Genomic DNA, 17,670 nt, shown 5'->3' on the forward strand with positions numbered 1-17,670 from the left:
GGCCCCACTCGGGCGTACTGCCTCACTGCTTGCCCGCGCCCGCCTCCAGCGGGCGGATCCGCAGCAGGGCCCTGGTCGGGAGGGCCGTGGCGGCGAGCGTCAGGAGGACCGCGCCCGCGGCCAGCGGGACGGCGACCGTCAGGGGAATGGACGGTCCCGAGCCGGTGATGCCCCGGGCGATGGGGAGCAGCGTCGCCCAGGCGATCGCGCCGCCGAGGAGCAGGCCGGTGCCCGCGACCAGGAGGGCTTCCCAGCGCATCATTCCCTTGACCTGGCGGCGGGTGGTGCCGGACAGACGCAGCAGGCCGACTTCGCGGCGGCGGTCCAGGACCGTCATGACGAGGGTGTTGGCTGCGGCGATGGCGGCGAAGCCGCCGAGGACCGCGGCCATCACGGTGTTGGCCCAGGCGCCGAGTTCCTGGTTGAGGTCGGCCTGGACGCCGTAGCCTGCCGCGTCGGTGACCGTTGCGGTCGGGGCGACATTCTTCAACTCGCCGACGAGGGCTGCCTGTTCGGTGCCCGGCTTGGCGGAGATCAGGACCTGGGAGTCGTAGGGGGCGGTGACGTGGGCGGCGAGGGCCTCACGCGGCATCAGTACCTGGCCCACGCCCAGACCCCGGCTGTACGTGGCGACCAGCTTGGGCTTGACCTGGGTGCCGTCGCCGAGCCGCAGCGGGACCGGGTCGCCGAGGCGTACGTCGAGGGTTTCGGCGAGGTTCGCGTCGAGGGCGACGGTGTCCCGGGAGTCGCCGAGTGCGGCGAAGGATCCGGTGCGTATGCCCAGGTCGAGGACCTTGGACAGGTGCGCCGGGTTGCCCGAGATACCGAGGGCGGTCGCGGAGTTGAGCTGCTGCGAGCCTTCGTAGACGATGCCGGTACGGAGGATTCCGGTGGCGCTCTCGACGCCGGGGAGGGCGGCTGCGTACGACGCGGTGGCGGCGGGGAGCCCCGGGCCCGCCGGGCTTCCCGGTGTGAGGACCTGGTCGGCGACGACCGACGTGGTCACGTTGCGCGCGGAGGCGTCGCGGATGGTGCTCTGTATGAAGACGAGCGTTCCGCAGAAGGCGATCACCATGACGATGGGCGTGATGGCGGAGGCCAGCCGGCGTGCGTTGACCCGGGTGTTGTCGGCGGCCAGGGAGCCGGGCGCGCCTGCCGCACCCGCCCGGAGGGGGAGGGAGAGCACGCCGGTGCTGATGCGGGCGATCGCCGGGCCGAGCAGGGCGACGCCGGCCAGGAAGCACATGACGACGCCGAGTGCGGTGGTCGCCGCCGCGTCCCCGCTGAGCTGCGAGGCGACGGCTCCCATGGCCGCGCCACCGGCACAGAAGAGGATGCCGAAGACGGTCCGGACCCTGCCGAGGGTGGAGGTCGCGACGGCGGCTTCGCCGAGGGCCAGGCCGGGGCGGAGGTTCGCCGGACGGCGGGCCGCGAAGTATCCCGCGGCGAGGGCGGAGAGGACGCTCAGGAGTACGGCAGCGACGACCGGCAGCGCCCCGGCGTCCAGGGTCATCTGGGGCGGGACGGCGCCTCGGGAGACGAGTTCACCGAACCACCAGCGGGCGAGTGCGTAGCCGGGGATCGCGCCGAGGAGGCCGGCCACCGGGGCGAGCATCATCGCTTCGGTGGCGATCGTGCGGCGGATCTGCCTGGGGGTCGCGCCGATCGCCCTGAGCAGGGCGAACTCGCGGGCGCGCTGGGAGGTGGCCAGGGCGATGGTGCCCGAGATGACGAAGACGGCCGTCATCGCCGCGACTCCGCCGAAGGAGGCGCCGAGGCCGATGAGGTACGTCTCGCCGGCCGCCAGGGCGGGGAGTTCCGCCATGCCGCGGTCGGTCCCGGTGAGGACCTTCGCCTTGCCGCCGACCGCCTGCTTGACCTGGGCGGCGAGCGCTTCGGCGCTGGTCCCGCTCCTCGGGGTGACGAGGATCGCGTCGGCCTTTCCGGGGTGGCCGGAGAGGCGGTCGGCGGTGGCGGGGGCGAACCAGGCGTGCGTACCGAGCGGTGAGGGGTGGGCGAGGCCGGAGATCCGGTACGTCCCCGTACCGCCTGCGGTGGTGAGGGTGATGCGGTCACCGGTCTTCAACTTGACTGTGCGGGCGGCCTGTTGGTCCAGGACTACCTCGCGGGCGCCCGGGGCGCGGCCTTCGGCGACGGCACCTGCGGCGGCGATGCTGCCACCGGTGAGCGGCGGCTGCTGGTGCTGCTGGGCCTCGGGCGACTTGTCGTGCTGCTGCGCCGCAGGGGACTTCTTGTGCTGCTGGGTCACGGGGAAGGACACGTCGGGCACTGCCGACGCGACGCCCGGACCGGCTGCTATCCGGGCCGCCAACGCGGTGTCCACCCGGCCCCGCTCGGGCAGGGGCGCGGAAACGGTCTCGGCCTCGCCGCTGAAATTGACGACCTTCGAGGTGTACGGGTCGGCGGCGACGACCACCGGGGCGTGCGCGTACCGCACCGGGGCGGCCTTCGCGGTGATGCCGGTCTGGAGGAGCGCTCCGCAGGCGGCGATGACGGCCGCACCGAGGAGCAGGGCGACGAAGCTGCCCACGAAGGAGGCGGGGCGGAAGCGGATGGATGCCCGCGCGAGGCCGTTCCTCATGCTGCGGCCCCGGCGAAGTGGCGGGCGGGGGCGGCGAGGGCGGTCATGCGGGCGGCCACCGACTGGGGGTCGGGGTGGCGGAGTTCGCCCGCGAGGGCGCCGTCGGCCAGGAACAGCACCCGGTCGGAGTGCGAGGCGGCCACCGGGTCGTGGGTGACCATGACGACGGTGGCGCCCATGGCGTCGACTGCCCGGCGCAGCAGTCCGAGCACCTCCTGGGCGGTTTGGGTGTCCAGGGCGCCGGTCGGCTCGTCCGCGAACACCACCTCGGGGCGCGTGATCAGGGCGCGGGCGATGGCGACGCGCTGCTGCTGACCGCCGGAGAGCTGGCCGGGGCGGCGGTCGCCGTGCTCGGGCAGGCCGACCTGGGTGAGGAGTTCCTGGGCGAGGCGGCGGTTCTGCTTGCCGCCCGCGAGGCGCTGCGGCAGCAGCACGTTCTGCTCGACGGTCAGGGAGGGGAGGAGGTTGAAGGACTGGAAGACGAAACCGATGCGGGAGCGCCGCAGTTCGGTGAGGCGGTCCTCGCGGAGGTGCGAGATGGCCTCGCCGCCGAGGAGCACCTCGCCGGACGAGGGCCGGTCGAGCCCGGCCGCGCACTGGAGGAAGGTGCTCTTGCCGGAGCCGGAGGGGCCCATCACCGCGGTGAAGCCACCACGCGGCAGGACGAGGTCCATGCCCCGCAGGGCGTGCACGGTGGCGGCGCCGCGACCGTAACTCCGGGTCACCGCGCGGAGCTCGATCGCCGGGGCGGAGGGCGTCGGGGAGGAGTGCGTCTGGGAGGAGTGCGCCGGGGAGGACGTCGGAGCCGAATGCGTCGGGGCGAAGTCCGTCGGAGCCGCATACGTCGGGGCGGAGTGCGTCGGAGGCACCGTCGGCGGCCCGGAGTGTGCCGGGTGCCCGGAGTGTGCCGGGTACGCGGCCGGGTACGACGGGGCCTCGCTCCTGGGGCGCATCGTGCGCGTCTCGGTGTGCGTGCGGTCTCGACGCAAGGCCATGACGTCCCTTTCTGCACGGCTCGACGGTGCGTGAGCCGCTGGTGGAAGTGGTGCTGATGTGATGTCTCCAACGTTAGAAAGCCCGAGGTCAGACGGCCATGGGGTCAACCACGCTCTCTGGGTGGTGCTAGCCCCCCGATGCGCATGGTGGTCAACCGCACCAGGGGCTGCGGTTGACCGCAGCGGTAGGGCGGCCGGAGGTTTCGGCAAGCCCGGGACGCCGTACCGAATATGGCGGTTGCCTGGCGGCCGAGGAGAAAAGCGGAGCTGCGTGAAGGAGTCGTGAACCCATAAAAACCGCAGGTCAGAGGGGAATAGCAAAGCGTTAGCGGAACAACAGCGGAACGACAGGGCAGGGCTCCAAGCTGAAAGCAGACCAGATGCCTGCACCGCACACCCTCTCGATCTCCGGGGAACTTCACATGCGTATTTCCGCCCGCCGCCCTGCCGTCCTCGCCGCGACCGCCTTCGCCGCCCTCTCCCTGACGCTCACCGCCTGTGGCGGTGGCGGCGGCACGAAGGACGCCGGAGCCGGCGCTTCCGCTCCGGCCGGCGGCAGCTCGGCCTCCGACTCCGCGGAGAAGAAGGACACGGCCGCCGGCACCGGCGGCGCTTCGGGCAAGGACGAGAAGGCGGGCAAGGACACCGCCGGTTCCGGTAACTCCGAGTCCGGTACGCCGGGTTCCGCCGACTCGGGCGCCACCCAGACCGGTTCCAAGAGCAAGTCCGGCGCCAAGGCCCCCGCCTGCGGATTCAACGACGTGAAGATCTCCGCCGAGAAGCAGGACGGCCCGCCCTACACCCACATCACGCTGACCGCGAAGAACACCTCGGGTCACGCCTGCACCATGGAGAAGTACCCGCTGATCGCGTTCGGCGAGATCCAGACCGCCAAGGACGTCCCGGCCGTCGCCAAGAGCAAGCCCGCGGCCTCCGTGGTCCTGGAGCCGGGTGCGCCCGCCTACGCCGCGGTGCGCATCAACAACGGCGGCCAGAAGGAGGACGGCCGCGCCGTCAGCTCCTTCTCCGTGAACCTCTTCACCAACGGCGCCCCGACCGAGGGCAGCAAGCAGGTCAGCGTGAACGGCGGCATCCAGGTCACCGACAAGTTCGCGAAGACCGGCTACTGGACGCACGAGCTGCGCAACGGCGCCGACGACTTCTAAACCACACACCACCACGGCCCTCTGAGCCGGAGCACCATCGGCTTCTGAGCCGAGCACCATCACCACCACCATCGGCTTCTGAGCCGAGCAGCACCACACAGACCGGCCGCCCCTACGGAACCCCCCTCCGTAGGGGCGGCCTTCTTTCGGTCCCGTCCCCGCTCCCCCACCGACGGCCGGAAGATCTGCTCCTGACGGATCATGACATCCTGACGTGTCACGACGTGCCGGACGGGATCGGCGGACGTCCGGGTTTTAGGGAACATCGATGAGGCTCTGCTTCCTGGTGGAAGAGCACTACCGTCACGACGGCATGCCCATCGAGGTGATCCGCACCCTGACCTCGTGGGGACACCGGGTGGACGTGGTGCGGCCCGGCGGTTCCCTGCTGGACATGACCGCGGCGGTACGGGCCGGCACGCACGACGCGTGGGTGCTCAAGACGGTGTCCGGCGGCCCCGGACTCACCCTCCTCGAAGCGGCGGCGGAGGCCGGTCTGACGACCGTCAACGACGCCCGGGCCATACGCCGCGTACGCGACAAGGCCCTCGCGGCGGCGATCGGCCGCAGTCACGGCCTCCCCGTTCCGCCGACTTACGCAGCCGCCAGCCCTCAGCTCCTCCTGGAAGTACCGGATGCGGAGTACCCGCTGGTCGTGAAGCCCGCCGACGGCAGCGCGGGCCGCTCCGTCCACCTGGTGGCGACGCCGGAGCGACTCGCCGCCCTGCTCCCCGAACTGACCGGTGAGGGCATGCTGATCGCCCAGCCGTACGTGGCCAACCCGGGCGTCGACCTGAAGGTGTACTGCGTCGGGGGCAGGCTCTACGCCACCGAGCGCGGCTCCCCGCTCCACCCGGAGCACACCGTGCACGAGCGTCGCGTACCGCTGCCCGCCGAGGTCGCGGAGACCGTCGCGCGGGTGGGAGCCGTGTACGGGCTCGACCTGTACGGGGTGGACGTGCTGCTCGGCCCGGACGGCCCTGTCGTCGTGGACGTGAACGACTTCCCGAGCTTCCGGCGGGTTCCGGACGCGGCGGGACAGGTGGCACGTGCGGTGCTGGAACTGGCCCGCAGGGGTCCGGTCGCCGCTCCCGGTGCGGGCGGGGTGCTCTCCGTACCGTCGCCCCGACCGCACCCGGAACCGCTCACGTCCCCGGAACACCCCGCGCCCGCGCCCGTACCGGTCGCGGCCGGCGAGCACGTACGAGGGAACGCATGAGGGATCGGCATGAGGGATCGCATGGGGAACGCATGAGGATCGGCCTGATCACGTCCGCGCCCGACCACCCCCTGCTGGCCGCGACCACCGCCCTGCTCACCCCGGACCACGCGGTGGAGGTGTTGAATCCGGATACCGTACGGTCCGTCTCCGACCGGCAGCCCGCCGACATCTACCTGCTCAAGTCCCGTACGCCGCACGCCCTCGCCCTCGCCCGCGAGCTGGAGCGACGCGGTACGCGCGTGGTGAACTCGGCCGGGGCGACGGCGCGCGTACAGGACCGTACGGAGATGGCGGAGGTGGCCCGGCAGGCCGGACTCCCGTTCGCCCCCACCCGCACTCTCCCCACGCTCTCGGACCTCTCCGGCCTCTCCGGCCAGGTGGTGGTCAAGAGCCGGCACAGTTGCAAGGGCGATCTCGTTGCCCGCGTCGACAGCCCCGCACAGCTGCGGGAACTGGCCGCACGGCACCCGCAGGAGCCGGTCGTGGTGCAGGATTTCGCCCCGAACAGCGGCTGGGACCACAAGCTGTGGGCCGTCGGCGACCAGGTCTTCGCCGCCCTGCGCCGCTCCGAACTCGCGCCCGGCGGACGGGGTGACACCCACTCCCTGGCGCCGACGGACCTGCCGTCGGGCTGGGCCGACCTGGTACGCCAGGTGGGCGAGGTCTTCGCGCTCGACGTGTACGGCGTCGACATCATCGGCACCGCCGGTGACACGGCTGCGCAGACTCCGCTGATCGTGGACGTCAACGCCTTCCCGGGCATCCGGAATCAGGCGGGCGCCCCGGAGGCACTGGCAGAACTGGCCCTGCGCACGGGCCTGCGGGAGTGCGCGGAGGGCTGATGCCCCGGGGGACCGAGGACGACCGGGTCAGGCCTGGAGCTCGTCCACGGTACGGGCGACCGTGCCGAACAGGTCGGAAACCGTGGTCAGGCTGGCGGCCTGCAACGCCTCCGCCGGAAGCACGGAGCCGTCCGGCGTCTGGAGGGGGCGCGTCGCGGTGGCCTCGGCGACGACGGTCGGACGGTGGCCGAGGTTGAAGGCGCCCTGGGCGGTGAACAGGACGCACATGTGCGTCATGAACCCGGCGATGACGAGGCTGCCGCCGCTGCCCAGCCCCTCCAGAACCTCCTGGAGGTCCGTCTGGTGGAAGGCGTTGGGGAACTGCTTGACGACGACCTTCTCGCCCTCGATCGGGGCGACTTCGCTGCTGATCGCGCCGATCTCGGCCCGGATGTCGTACGGGGTGCCCTCGCCGCCGTCGTTGACGACGTGGACCACCGGAGCACCGGCGGCGCGGGCCGCAGCGAGCAGCCGCGCCCCGGCGGCCACGGCCTCTTCGGCGCCGTCGAGCCGCATGATGCCGGTGCGGTAGGTGTTCTGGAAGTCGATCAGGAGCAGGGTCGACCCGCTGAGCCGCGGCAGCTCCTCGGAGAGGCCGTTCAGTGCGCGCAGGGTGGTGGAGGCAGCCATGGGAATTCCTTCGGGTTCGGGGTGCTGAAAGGTGAGTGAACGGGGCTTCTAGCGGAGGCTCTTGGTGGTCCCGGCCGGTTCCAGGTCGACGAGCCGGTGGGCGATGCCCTTGTCCTTGAACGCCTTCACGAGGGACGCCATGTCCTCGGAGTAGATGTTCCAGCTGTCGGTGTGCACCGCGACCACCTTGCGGGGGTTGAGGTCCTTCGCGACCAGGGCCGCGTTCTTGGAGGTCAGGGTCAGCGGGGCGTTGTCGAGGATCGCCGGCGTGCGGGCGGCACCGGCGAAGAGGACGAGCGTGTCGATGCGGCCGATCTCCTTCCTGATGCGGTCGCCGGCCTTCTTGGCGACCTCGACCGAGGCGTTGTCGCCCGAGACGTAGGTGGTGGGGACGCCCTTGCCGCTGAGTACGAAGCCGGTGACCTCGCCGTCCGCACCGCGGTCCACGCCGTCGGGGCCGTGCAGGGCGGGCACCGCGGTGACCCTGACGGTGCCGCGCGAGGTCTTCAGCTCCCTGGAGTCCCAGCTCTCCAGACCCGTGACGTGCCTGCCGAGACGCTTGTGCGCGCCGGGTGTGGAGAGCACGACGGGTATGTCCTTGAGCAGCTCGCGGCCCGAGTCGTCGAGGTTGTCGTCGTGCTGGTCGTGCGAGAGCAGCACCGCGTCGATCTTCCCGAGCCCGTCGACGCCGAACGCGGGAGCCTGCTTCTTCTCCAGGCCGCTCGGGTACTTCTTGGGCGCGTCAAAGGTGGGGTCGAGCAGGATGCGCGCACCGGCGATCTCCAGGACCGTGGTCGGCCCGCCCACGTGCGTCACGGTGAACGCGGCCCTGGAGTGCTTCTCCTTGCTCGTGTCCTTGCTCTTGTCCTTGGCGACGGCATCGGTGCCGCAGCCGGAGAGAAGGGCCACGCCCACGGCGGCCGAGGCAATGCTGAGGAACGTCGAACGATTCATGGAATCAACGCTAACACATTACGTAATCACCGATCACAAGCCCTGGTCAGAGCCGTTAGCGCTGCTATCAAGCACTGTTATCGGGCGCTGTATCGTGGAAACCATGTCGACCGCACGAGAGCGCATCCTGGAAGCCACCGCGGAACTGCTCGCCACCAAGGACGCGCTGGCGATCTCGACCCGGGCCATCTGCGACCGGGCCAGGGTCGGCATGCCGGAGATCTACCGCCAGTTCGGCGACAAGCAGGGGCTGCTCACCGCGGTCGCCGACCTCGGCTTCGAGCGCTTCCTCGCCAACAAGAGGCGCAACCCGCTCACCGACGACCCGGTGGCCGACCTCCGTACCGCCTGGGACAGCCACCTCGCCTTCGCCCTCGGCAATCCACACCTCTACCGGCTGATGTTCACGCCGACCGGGGGCGCGGCGGACGCCAAACCGCAGGGAATCAAGGAGGCCCAGGCCCTGCTCCTGTCGGCGGTGGAACGCTGCCGCGCGGCCGGCCGGCTCCGTACGGCCCCCGAACTCGCCGGTCAGGCGATCCTCTCCGCCAATGTGGGCGTGTGCCTGATGGCCCTGTCCTTCCCGGAACTCTTCGGCACCCCGGACATCTCCCGGTCGGTACGCGACGCCGTCCTCGGCAAGGTCACCGGCGACGAGGACGAGGACACCCGGATCGACACCGCGACCGTCCTCGCCCAGGCACTGGTCGGCACCCTCACGGGAACGTCGCCGGTGGACGACGCCACCATGGACAGCCTGACCCGCGCACTCCGGTGACCGACGCACTCCGGGTGACCGACGCACTCCGGTGACCCGCGCACTCGGTCAACCTGCCGCGTCGGCCGCCTGTCGCGGCGACGCCCAGTCCGAGGCGGCACCGACGACGCGCTGGAACTGATCGACCGGGCCTTCGGGATCGTCGCCCTGGCGCTGGACCCCTCTCAGCGTGGGGACACGAACCCCGATTCGTAGGCCGCGATGACGGCCTGGGTGCGGTCGCGGGCACCCAGCTTGGCGAGGATCCCGCTGACGTGGGTCTTCACCGTCTCGCTGCCCACGTGCAGCTTCTTGGCGATCTCGACGTTGGACATCCCCCGGGTCATCAGCCGCAGGACCGCCTCCTCACGATCGGTGAGCGCCGCCCGGCGCATGGTCTCGCGTGCCTTGGTGCTGCCGTACTCGGCGGCCAGGGCCCGCACCGCCGCCGGAAACAGCAGCGACTCGCCCTCGGCGACGAGCCGTACCGCGTTCACCACCTCGGCGGGCCGCGCCCGCTTCAGCAGGAAGCCGTCGGCTCCGGCACGCAGCGCCTCGTACACGTACTCGTCGTTCTCGAAGGTGGTGATGACCAGGATCTTCGGCGGGTCGGTCACCGTGCGCAGGAGGGCGCGGGTGGCCTCTATGCCGTCCATCAGGGGCATGCGGACGTCCATCGCCACGACGTCCGGGCGGAGTTGGCGTACCAGCGGAATCACGGCGGCTCCGTCGGCGGCCTCCCCGACCACGCCGATGTCGGGCTGGGCCTCCAGCACCGCACGCAGCCCGGCACGGACGAGGGGCTCGTCGTCGACGAGAAGAACGCTGACCGACATCTGGCTCCTCGGGGTTCAGGGTCTTCCGGCGAGTGGCAGGCTGGCGTGCACCCGCCACTCTCCCTCGTACGGACCGGTCTTGGCCTTGCCGCCCAGCAGCGCCGCCCGTTCCCGGATGCCCTTCAGGCCGCTGCCCTTGCCCAGCGCTGCCGTGGTGGCGCCGAGGGGGTTGGTCACCGCGAGCTCCAGCCAGTCGTCGACGATGTCGATGCGGACCCGGACGGGAGTGGGGCCGGCATGCCGGAGCACATTCGTGAGGCACTCCTGGAGGATGCGGTAGCCCTCGCGGGAGACCGGTCCTGGCAAGGTCGCCAGTGTCGCGGGCAGTTCGGCGTGCACCTCGTTCCCCGAGGCGCGGGCGGAGTCGAGGAGCCGGTCGGCTTCGGCGAGGGTGGGGCGGCTGCCGACCGGGATGTCGGACTCCCGCAGGACGCGCAGGACGCGCTCCAGGTCGTCCAGCGCATGCCGCCCGGTCTCCTCGATGGCGGCCAGTGCGCGGTCGGTGAACGCGGGGTCCTTGGTCTCCCGGGCGGCGCCCGCCTGCACCACCGCCACCGTCAGCGCGTGCCCGATGGAGTCGTGGAGTTCGCGGGCGATGCGGTTGCGCTCCAGCAGTTGCTCCGTCCGCTCCTCCAGGGCGGTCAGCCGCTCCCCCGCCGAGGGGCCGAGCAGCCGACGGGCGATCACCGTGATCAGTTCGCCCAGTCCCACGAGGACGGCAAGGCCCACCAGCACCGGGACCGGGGCGAGCAGGGCGTACTGCCAGTGCCGCTCCGCCACCGTGATCAGCTCGGCCGGGCCCGTGGCGCGGGGGGTCGCCGCGTCGACCCGGCCCACGGGGGCCAGCGGCCCCCCGGGGGCGGCGCGGTGGGCCACGGCACTGAGCAACAGCCGCACTTCCAGCCACAGCACCGTTCTCCACCGGTCCGCCCAGGTCACGGACGGCGCGGCCCGTATGTCGGGGGCTGCCTTGATCCGCTCCTGGTGCGGGATCAGAAGTAGCTGGGCCTGCACCCCTTCACCGAATCGCACGGCCGGGAGGAGGCCGAGCGGCACCAGCAACAGCGCGGGCCCCCACGGGTGTTCGGGCATGACGTACATCCACAGCGACATGGCCAGGATCGGGATGAGCAGGTGCAGCCACCGCGCATAGGTGACCGGCCGGGTCAGTTGTCGGGCCAGCGGCCGGATGAAGCGAATCATGTCTCCATCCTGACAGCGGGCGAGGCGGTGCGGCTCCCCCGTACGGGGGAGCGGACATCCACGGACGGGGGAGGCGGCGAGGCAGGGCCGGCAGCCAGCCTTGAACCATGAAAAACATCGAAGTCCACCAGCTCACCAAGGAGTTCGGCTCACGAAGGGCCGTCGACGACCTCACGTTCTGCGTACGGCCCGGCCGGGTCACCGGGTTCCTCGGGCCCAACGGAGCGGGCAAGTCCACCACCATGCGCCTGGTCCTGGGCCTGGACCGTCCCACGTCCGGCACCGCCACGGTCGGCGGTCTCCCCTACGCCGCTCTCGACCGGCCGCTGCACCAGGTCGGCGCACTGCTCGACGCGCAGGCGGCGCACGGTTCCCGTACCGCCCGCAACCACCTGCGCGCACTCGCCGCGAGCAACGGCATAGGCCCGCGCCGCGTGGAGGCGGTTCTGGAGGAGGCGGGCATCGCCCGTGAGGCAGGACGCCGCGTCAAGACGTTCTCGCTCGGCATGCGGCAGCGGCTGGGCATCGCCGGGGCGCTGCTCGGAGATCCGCCCGTGGTGATGCTGGACGAGCCGTCGAACGGCCTGGACCCGGAAGGGATCGTCTGGATAAGGGAGTTGATGAAGCGCCTGGCCGTCGAGGGGCGCACGGTCCTCGTCTCCAGCCATCTGATGAACGAGACGTCGTCCTTCGCCGACCACCTGGTCGTCCTCGGCAGGGGCACGCTGCTGGCCGACATGCCGATGCGGGATTTCCTCGCCGCCCGCGGCCGGCCCAGGGTCCGGCTGCGCACCACCGCACCGGACCGGCTGCGCAAGGCCCTGGCCCGTGCGGGGCTCACCCCGGTTCGGGAGGGTGAGGGCCGCTGGTCCGTCGAGGGCACCACGGCTGAACAGGTCGGTGCGGCAGCCGCGTCCGAGGGCATCGCCCTGCTCGAACTCTCCGACGAGCAGATCACGCTGGAGGACGCCTACCTGGATCTGACAGCCACTGAAGCCGAGTTCACCGGCGCCCCCGCATTCCCCGCAGCCCCCTCACCCACCACACCCACCACACCCACCGGCCAGGAGGCCTGACCCATGTCTCCCACCGCGGTTCTCCACTCCGAGTGGATCAAGATCAAGTCGGTTCGCTCCGTCTACGGCTCCCTGCTCGCCGTCCTCCTGACCACGGTCGGCCTCACCCTGCTCGCCTTCGCCACGATGGGCGAGGCCGACCACGCCGCCAACGACCCGGTCTTCGACGCCTTCACCGCCCTCAACTACGGCCACATCGCCGCCCTCGCGTTCGGTGCGACGGCGTTCTCCTGCGAGTATCTGAACGGCGCCCTGCGCCTCTCGCTCACCGCCGTGCCCCGCAGAGGGCTCTTCTACACGGCCAAGACGGCGGTCGTCGGCGCACTCGCCCTCGGCACCGGACTGGTCACCGCCTTCATCACCTTCGTCGCGGGCCAGGCGATGCGGGGCGATCAGGCCATCGACCTCGGAGATCCCGGCGCCCTCCGCGCCTGTATCGGCGCCGGCATCTATCTCGCGCTCATGGCCCTCACCGCTGGCGGGCTCACGGCGCTGCTGCGCAGTGCGGTGACCGTCCTGAGCGTCCTCGTCCCCTTCACCCTGCTCACCTCGTTCGTCTTCGGGGACGCCTCGGGAAGCATCGCCGAGTTCCTGCCGGACCGCGCCGGCCAGCAGATCCTCCACCAGAATCCCACCGGCACCCTCGGCCCCTGGGCCGGCCTGGCCGTCACCGCGCTCTGGGCGACGCTCTCCCTACTGGCCGGCTGGTGGGCGATACGGCGCCGCGACGCCTGAGGAAGCGGCCGGCGGGCGGCGGCTCGGGACAGGTCCGCAGCGGGGCGTCCACCGGCATTAAGAAGGCGTAAAGACTGCCGGTTCTCGGCAATGCGGGAGGGCGTTCTCTTCGGTGAACATTGCGGTGCCGGGGCGGTGGAAGGCTGGTGCTGCCGTAGGCAGGAAGTCAGGAAGTGAAGGGGGATGTGTGATGGAGGAGTTCCTCAGTGTCGCCGCCGGGTTTCCGACCCTGCTCCTCTCCGCCGCCCTCGTCGTGGTCGTGGGGTTCTGGCTGCTCGTGCTGATCGGCGGCGCCGACCACGACAGCTTCGACGGTGACGTGAACACGGAGGTGCTGGGGTTCGGCGGGGTGCCGGTCTCCGTGTCGGTGTCCCTGTTCGTCGCGCTGGCGTGGTTCCTGAGCCTGAGCGGCTCCGTACTCGCCGTCCACGCGGGGGTCTCCGGCACCGGACGCGCCGTGGCCGGCACCGTCGTGCTCGTGGCCTCCGTGGTGGTTGCCCGGTCGCTGACCCGGATCGTCGTACGGCCGCTGGCCAAGCTCTTCCCCGACGAACCAGGGCCTTCCCGGCACGACTTCGTCGGCCTGACCTGCACCATCCGCACGGGGCGGGTGGATGCCGGGTTCGGTCAGGCGGAGGTCGCCGCCAGGGACGGCTCGACCGCCGTCGTACAGGTGCGGCAGTACGGAGCCGAGGCACTCGCCCTCGGCAGCACCGGACTGCTCTACGCGTACGACGAGGACGGCGAGTTCTTCTGGGTCTCGCCGTACGGCCTGGAGCTGTACCCACGGGGCTGATACCCCCCGCACCGCCTTCTTCTGTTCCGCCCGTACCACTCATCGGGGGATTTCACATGGATGCCATCACCGTGGGCGCCGTCGTACTCGGCGCCGTCGTACTGCTCGTGGCCGTAGGCCTGTTGCTGGTCCTCACCCGGCTCTTCCGGAAGGTCGAGCAGGGCAAGGCGCTGATCGTCTCGAAGATGCGGAAGGTCGACGTGACCTTCACCGGGCAGGTCGTGCTGCCCGTGCTCCACAAGGCCGAGGTCATGGACATCTCGGTCAAGACCATCGACATCACTCGCACCGGCCGCGACGGCCTGATCTGCAAGGACAACATCCGGGCCGACATCCGGATCTCCTTCTTCGTACGGGTCAACAAGACCGTCGAGGACGTCATCAAGGTCGCCCAGGCGATCGGCACCGAACGCGCCAGCGACAAGGAGACGATCCAGGAGCTGTTCAACGCGAAGTTCTCCGAGGCGCTCAAGACCGTCGGCAAGCAGCTGGACTTCACCGACCTCTACACCAAGCGCGACGAGCTGCGCGACCGCATCATCCAGGTCATCGGCACGGATCTCAACGGCTACAGCCTTGAGGACGCGGCGATCGACTACCTGGAGCAGACGCCGCTCGCCCAGCTGGACAGCAGCAACATCCTGGACGCCCAGGGCATCCGGAAGATCACCGAGCTGACGTCGGTGGAGCGGGTGCGCACCAATGAGTACCAGCGGCACGAGGAGAAGGAGCTGACCCGGCAGAACGTGGACGCCCGCGAGGCCATCCTGGAGCTGGAGCGTCGGCAGGCGGACGCCGAGATCAAGCAGCGCCGCGAGGTGGAGACCGTACGGGCGCGCGAGGAGGCGGAGACCGCGCGGGTCGTGGAGGAGGAGCGGCTGCGGGCGCAGAGCGCGTTCCTGAAGACCGAGGAGCAGCTCGGCGTGCAGCGCGAGAACCAGGCCCGGGAGGTCGCGGTCGCGGAGAAGAACCGCGAGCGGGTCATCGCCATCGAGTCCGAGCGCATCGAGAAGGACCGTCTCCTGGAAGTCATCGCGCGGGAGCGGGAGACCCAGCTGAAGCGGATCGCCGCCGACAAGGAGGTCGAGTCGGAGAAGCGGGACATCGCCGAGGTCGTACGGGAGCGGGTGGCGGTGGACCGTACGGTCGCCGAGCAGGAGGAGTCCATCCTGCGGCTGCGCGCCGTCGAGGCGGCCGAGCGCGATCGGCAGGCGATCGTCATCGCGGCGGAGGCCGTCGCACAGGAGAATCTGGTCAAGGACATCAAGGCGGCCGAGGCCGCCGAGCAGGCCGCAGTGCACCGGGCCGCCGAGGAGCTCACCCTGGCGGAGGCCCGGTTGAAGTCCGCCGACCTCGACGCGCAGGCGAAGCTGCGCCTTGCCGAGGGTGTTCAGGCGGAGGCCGCCGCGGCGGGTCTGGCCGAGGTGCGGGTACGGGACGCGGAGGCAGCCGTCACCGAGAAGGCGGGCCGCGCCGAGGCGCAGGCCACCGAGGCACGGCTGGCGGCGGAGGCCGCGGGCGCCCGTGCGATGGCCGAGGCGGAAGCGGCGGCGATCGGCGGCAAGCTGAAGGCGGAGGCCGAGGGACTGACCGAGAAGGCCGCGGCCATGGCGGCGCTGGACGAGGCGTCCCGCAGCCACGAGGAGTTCCGGCTCCGGCTGGAGGCGGAGAAGGACGTACGGCTGGCGGGCCTGGAGGCGCAGCGGCAGGTGGCCGAGGCGCAGGCGACGGTGCTGGCGACGGGTCTGGAGAGCGCGGACATCCAGATCGTCGGCGGGGACAGCGCGTTCTTCGACCGGATCGTGGGCTCGATCTCGCTGGGCAAGAGCATCGACGGCTTCGTACAGAACTCCGAGACGGCACAGGCCCTCGCCGGGCCGTGGCTGGACGGTACGTCCAGCTTCACCGACGACCTGACGAAGACGCTGGCCTCGGTCGGCAGCGGCGACGTACAGAACCTGACGGTGTCGGCGCTGCTGATGCAGCTGATGCGGTCCGGAGGCGGGCAGAACGGCCAGATCCAACAACTGCTGGACGCCGCGGACAGGCTGGGCCTCTCCGACCGGCCACTGCCCGCGATGAACGGCACCGCAAAGGGCTGACCGCCCCGGGGAGAGCGGTCAAGGGTGCCGGAGAGCTGCCGCACGACAGGTGGCCCGCAGGCCGCGGCAGCCCTCCGGCACCGCAACACCACCAGGGACGCGAGGGAGCGGCACCGCATGGACACCGGCAGGGACACGGCCGTAGAGAACGACACCGGCGTCACCGGAGGACTGCCGTCGGGCGCGGGCTTGGGAGGGGCCACGGGTACGGGCACCCTCGCCGTAGAGGTCGGCGCCGTGGAGGCTTTCGCCGCAGACGCCGTCGCCGTAGACGCCAGCACCTACGAGGTGCTGCGTGATCGGCTGGTTGTTCAGGCGGGGGAACTGGCGGGGCGGGCCGAGGAGTTGAATCGGGCGCGGATCGCCGAGTTCGGTTCGTCCGAGCTCGCCCTGAGCGGCACCGCCCGGCTGCGCACAGGAGCGGCCTGTGTGCCGCGCGACCTCGTCGCCGTCGGCGGCGCCCTGCTCCTCGGCCACCACGCGGGGGCCGCCCGGGGCTCTTCGGAGCCGTCCGTCGGCGACGTCTTCACCCTGTACGACCGTGCGGGCGAGCGGTTGCCGGACACCGCCGTTCCCGGGCTGCTCGACGACTCCGCGTTCGTGGCGGCCTTCGCCGACCTGCACCGCTACTTCCAGGACGCGCAGTTGCTCCAACTGCGCCGCGAGGAAGGCAAGTTGCTCGCGGTGTTCCGCACCGGTGAGCGGGCCGACGACATCCGCGTACTGCGCTGGGAGCTCGGCCACGACGGACACGGCGGCGGCCACGGCGGCCATGTGCGCTTCCTGGACGCCCGGGGGGAACGCGACCTCGCGCCGCCGCCCGCGTACGACTTCGACTGGGTGCCCGCCACCCGCGAGGATCACGTGCTCGGCCGCCACCCGCACCTGTCCGTCGACGGCGGCGCGGTGTTCGTGACGACGGTCGGCGGCGCCCTGACGGTCAAGACCGACGACAACACCGAATCCGCCGATGGCATCTACTCCGAGCCGGTGGACGAGCCGCTCCAGTCGCTCGCCGACGCGGACGTCGCCCATGCCCGGGCCGGCGCCCTGATCCTGCTGCGGGTGCGCCCGTACAAGGAGCCGACCACGCGTCATCTCGTCTTCAACACCCTCACCGGCACCGTCGTCCGGCTCGACGGCGTCGGGCAGTCCTGCCGCCGGCTGCCCGACGGCCAGGGCATCGTCTTCCCCGGCGGGTACGCGCTGGTCTCGGGCACGGTCAAGACCTTCGACGCGGTCGACACCGAGGGCCTGGAGTTCGAGCGGGCGGTGCGCTCGCCCAACGGCGAGGACGTGCTGTTCGTCCACCGCGCGCAGGCCACGGGCCGCACGCTGCTGCTCCCGTACAACCTGATCCGCAAGGCGGTCGCCACCCCGCTGACCGGCGACGGGTTCGCGCTCTTCGACGACGGCGGCCTCGCCGTCCTGCGCGGCGGGGGTGGCAGCGGGAGTGGCGACGGCAGCGGCGGCGAGCCAGGCCGGGTGCACCAGGTGCAGTGGTGGCACAGCCCGTACGTCTCCGACGTGCACGCCGCCGAAGCTCCGGTCGGCAGCGGGCCGCTCGCCCGCATCGGCAACGCCGACCTGGTGCGCGGCATCTCCGACTGTCTGGACATCGCCCGGCAGGCCACCGAGACCACCCCGACCGCCGCCGGGTACGCGGCGCTGGCCGCCGCCTGCGTGCGCGGCGTCGACCGGCACCACTGGCTGGGCGAGGAGGCGGCCGGTGATCTGCGCACCCCGATGGAGGC

15 protein-coding genes are annotated in these 17,670 nt (G+C 71.3%); 9 read left to right on the plus strand and 6 right to left on the minus strand.

Annotated elements, in window-relative coordinates; translation table 11 throughout:
* Window positions 1-22 precede the first annotated feature (22 nt).
* Window positions 23-2,602 (minus strand): FtsX-like permease family protein, encoded by a 2,580-nt coding sequence (locus ACWGIG_RS24750; protein ID WP_453323850.1) that lies wholly within the window; start codon window positions 2,600-2,602, stop codon window positions 23-25.
* Window positions 2,599-3,597, minus strand: coding sequence for an ABC transporter ATP-binding protein (locus tag ACWGIG_RS24755; RefSeq protein ID WP_453323851.1), 999 nt, complete (start codon window positions 3,595-3,597; stop codon window positions 2,599-2,601). The genes ACWGIG_RS24750 and ACWGIG_RS24755 overlap by 4 nt, the downstream gene beginning before the upstream one ends.
* 422 nt (window positions 3,598-4,019) lie before the next feature.
* Between ACWGIG_RS24755 and ACWGIG_RS24760 the strand changes: the two genes are divergently transcribed.
* The 3 genes from ACWGIG_RS24760 (at window position 4,020) to ACWGIG_RS24770 (ending at window position 6,827) form a co-directional block, all read left to right on the plus strand.
* Entirely contained in the window at window positions 4,020-4,763 is a 744-nt protein-coding gene (locus tag ACWGIG_RS24760) for a DUF4232 domain-containing protein (RefSeq protein ID WP_453323852.1), read from the plus strand.
* Window positions 4,764-5,031: 268 nt separating this feature from the next.
* Complete coding sequence (locus ACWGIG_RS24765; protein ID WP_453323853.1) at window positions 5,032-5,982, plus strand: ATP-grasp domain-containing protein; 951 nt, start codon at window positions 5,032-5,034, stop codon at window positions 5,980-5,982.
* A 32-nt stretch (window positions 5,983-6,014) separates the two neighbouring features.
* Entirely contained in the window at window positions 6,015-6,827 is an 813-nt protein-coding gene (locus ACWGIG_RS24770; protein WP_453323854.1) for an ATP-grasp domain-containing protein, read from the plus strand.
* Between the two features lie 27 nt (window positions 6,828-6,854).
* Here ACWGIG_RS24770 and ACWGIG_RS24775 read toward each other — a convergent pair whose 3' ends face one another.
* A complete protein-coding gene (locus ACWGIG_RS24775) occupies window positions 6,855-7,457 on the minus strand; it encodes an isochorismatase family protein (RefSeq protein ID WP_453323855.1) in 603 nt (200 codons plus the stop codon).
* A 48-nt stretch (window positions 7,458-7,505) separates the two neighbouring features.
* Window positions 7,506-8,411 (minus strand): MBL fold metallo-hydrolase, encoded by a 906-nt coding sequence (locus ACWGIG_RS24780; RefSeq protein ID WP_453323856.1) that lies wholly within the window; start codon window positions 8,409-8,411, stop codon window positions 7,506-7,508.
* 103 nt (window positions 8,412-8,514) lie between these two features.
* On the opposite strand from ACWGIG_RS24780, the gene ACWGIG_RS24785 reads away from it, so the two are divergent.
* A complete protein-coding gene (locus ACWGIG_RS24785) occupies window positions 8,515-9,189 on the plus strand; it encodes a TetR/AcrR family transcriptional regulator (protein ID WP_453323857.1) in 675 nt (224 codons plus the stop codon).
* A gap of 164 nt (window positions 9,190-9,353) precedes the next feature.
* On the opposite strand, the gene ACWGIG_RS24790 is transcribed toward ACWGIG_RS24785, so the two are convergent.
* Window positions 9,354-10,004 (minus strand): response regulator transcription factor, encoded by a 651-nt coding sequence (locus tag ACWGIG_RS24790; protein ID WP_453323858.1) that lies wholly within the window; start codon window positions 10,002-10,004, stop codon window positions 9,354-9,356.
* 15 nt (window positions 10,005-10,019) lie between these two features.
* Window positions 10,020-11,207: a sensor histidine kinase gene (locus ACWGIG_RS24795; RefSeq protein WP_453323859.1), complete on the minus strand. Its 1,188-nt coding sequence runs from the start codon at window positions 11,205-11,207 to the stop codon at window positions 10,020-10,022.
* A 107-nt stretch (window positions 11,208-11,314) separates the two neighbouring features.
* Between ACWGIG_RS24795 and ACWGIG_RS24800 the strand changes: the two genes are divergently transcribed.
* The 5 genes from ACWGIG_RS24800 to ACWGIG_RS24820 all read left to right on the plus strand — a co-directional run.
* A complete protein-coding gene (locus tag ACWGIG_RS24800) occupies window positions 11,315-12,283 on the plus strand; it encodes an ABC transporter ATP-binding protein (RefSeq protein ID WP_453323860.1) in 969 nt (322 codons plus the stop codon).
* A 3-nt stretch (window positions 12,284-12,286) separates the two neighbouring features.
* Window positions 12,287-13,018, plus strand: coding sequence for an ABC transporter permease (locus tag ACWGIG_RS24805; RefSeq protein WP_453323861.1), 732 nt, complete (start codon window positions 12,287-12,289; stop codon window positions 13,016-13,018).
* 190 nt (window positions 13,019-13,208) lie between these two features.
* Window positions 13,209-13,814 (plus strand): hypothetical protein, encoded by a 606-nt coding sequence (locus ACWGIG_RS24810; RefSeq protein ID WP_453323862.1) that lies wholly within the window; start codon window positions 13,209-13,211, stop codon window positions 13,812-13,814.
* 56 nt (window positions 13,815-13,870) lie between these two features.
* The gene (locus ACWGIG_RS24815; protein ID WP_453323863.1) at window positions 13,871-15,916 is read left to right on the plus strand and encodes a flotillin family protein; all 2,046 of its coding nucleotides are present in this window, start codon (window positions 13,871-13,873) and stop codon (window positions 15,914-15,916) included.
* A 117-nt stretch (window positions 15,917-16,033) separates the two neighbouring features.
* Window positions 16,034-17,670: DNA repair ATPase (locus tag ACWGIG_RS24820; RefSeq protein ID WP_453323864.1), on the plus strand; the 1,637-nt coding region annotated here is incomplete at its 3' end.

It is taken from the genome of Streptomyces sp. NPDC054863, from assembly GCF_053610825.1.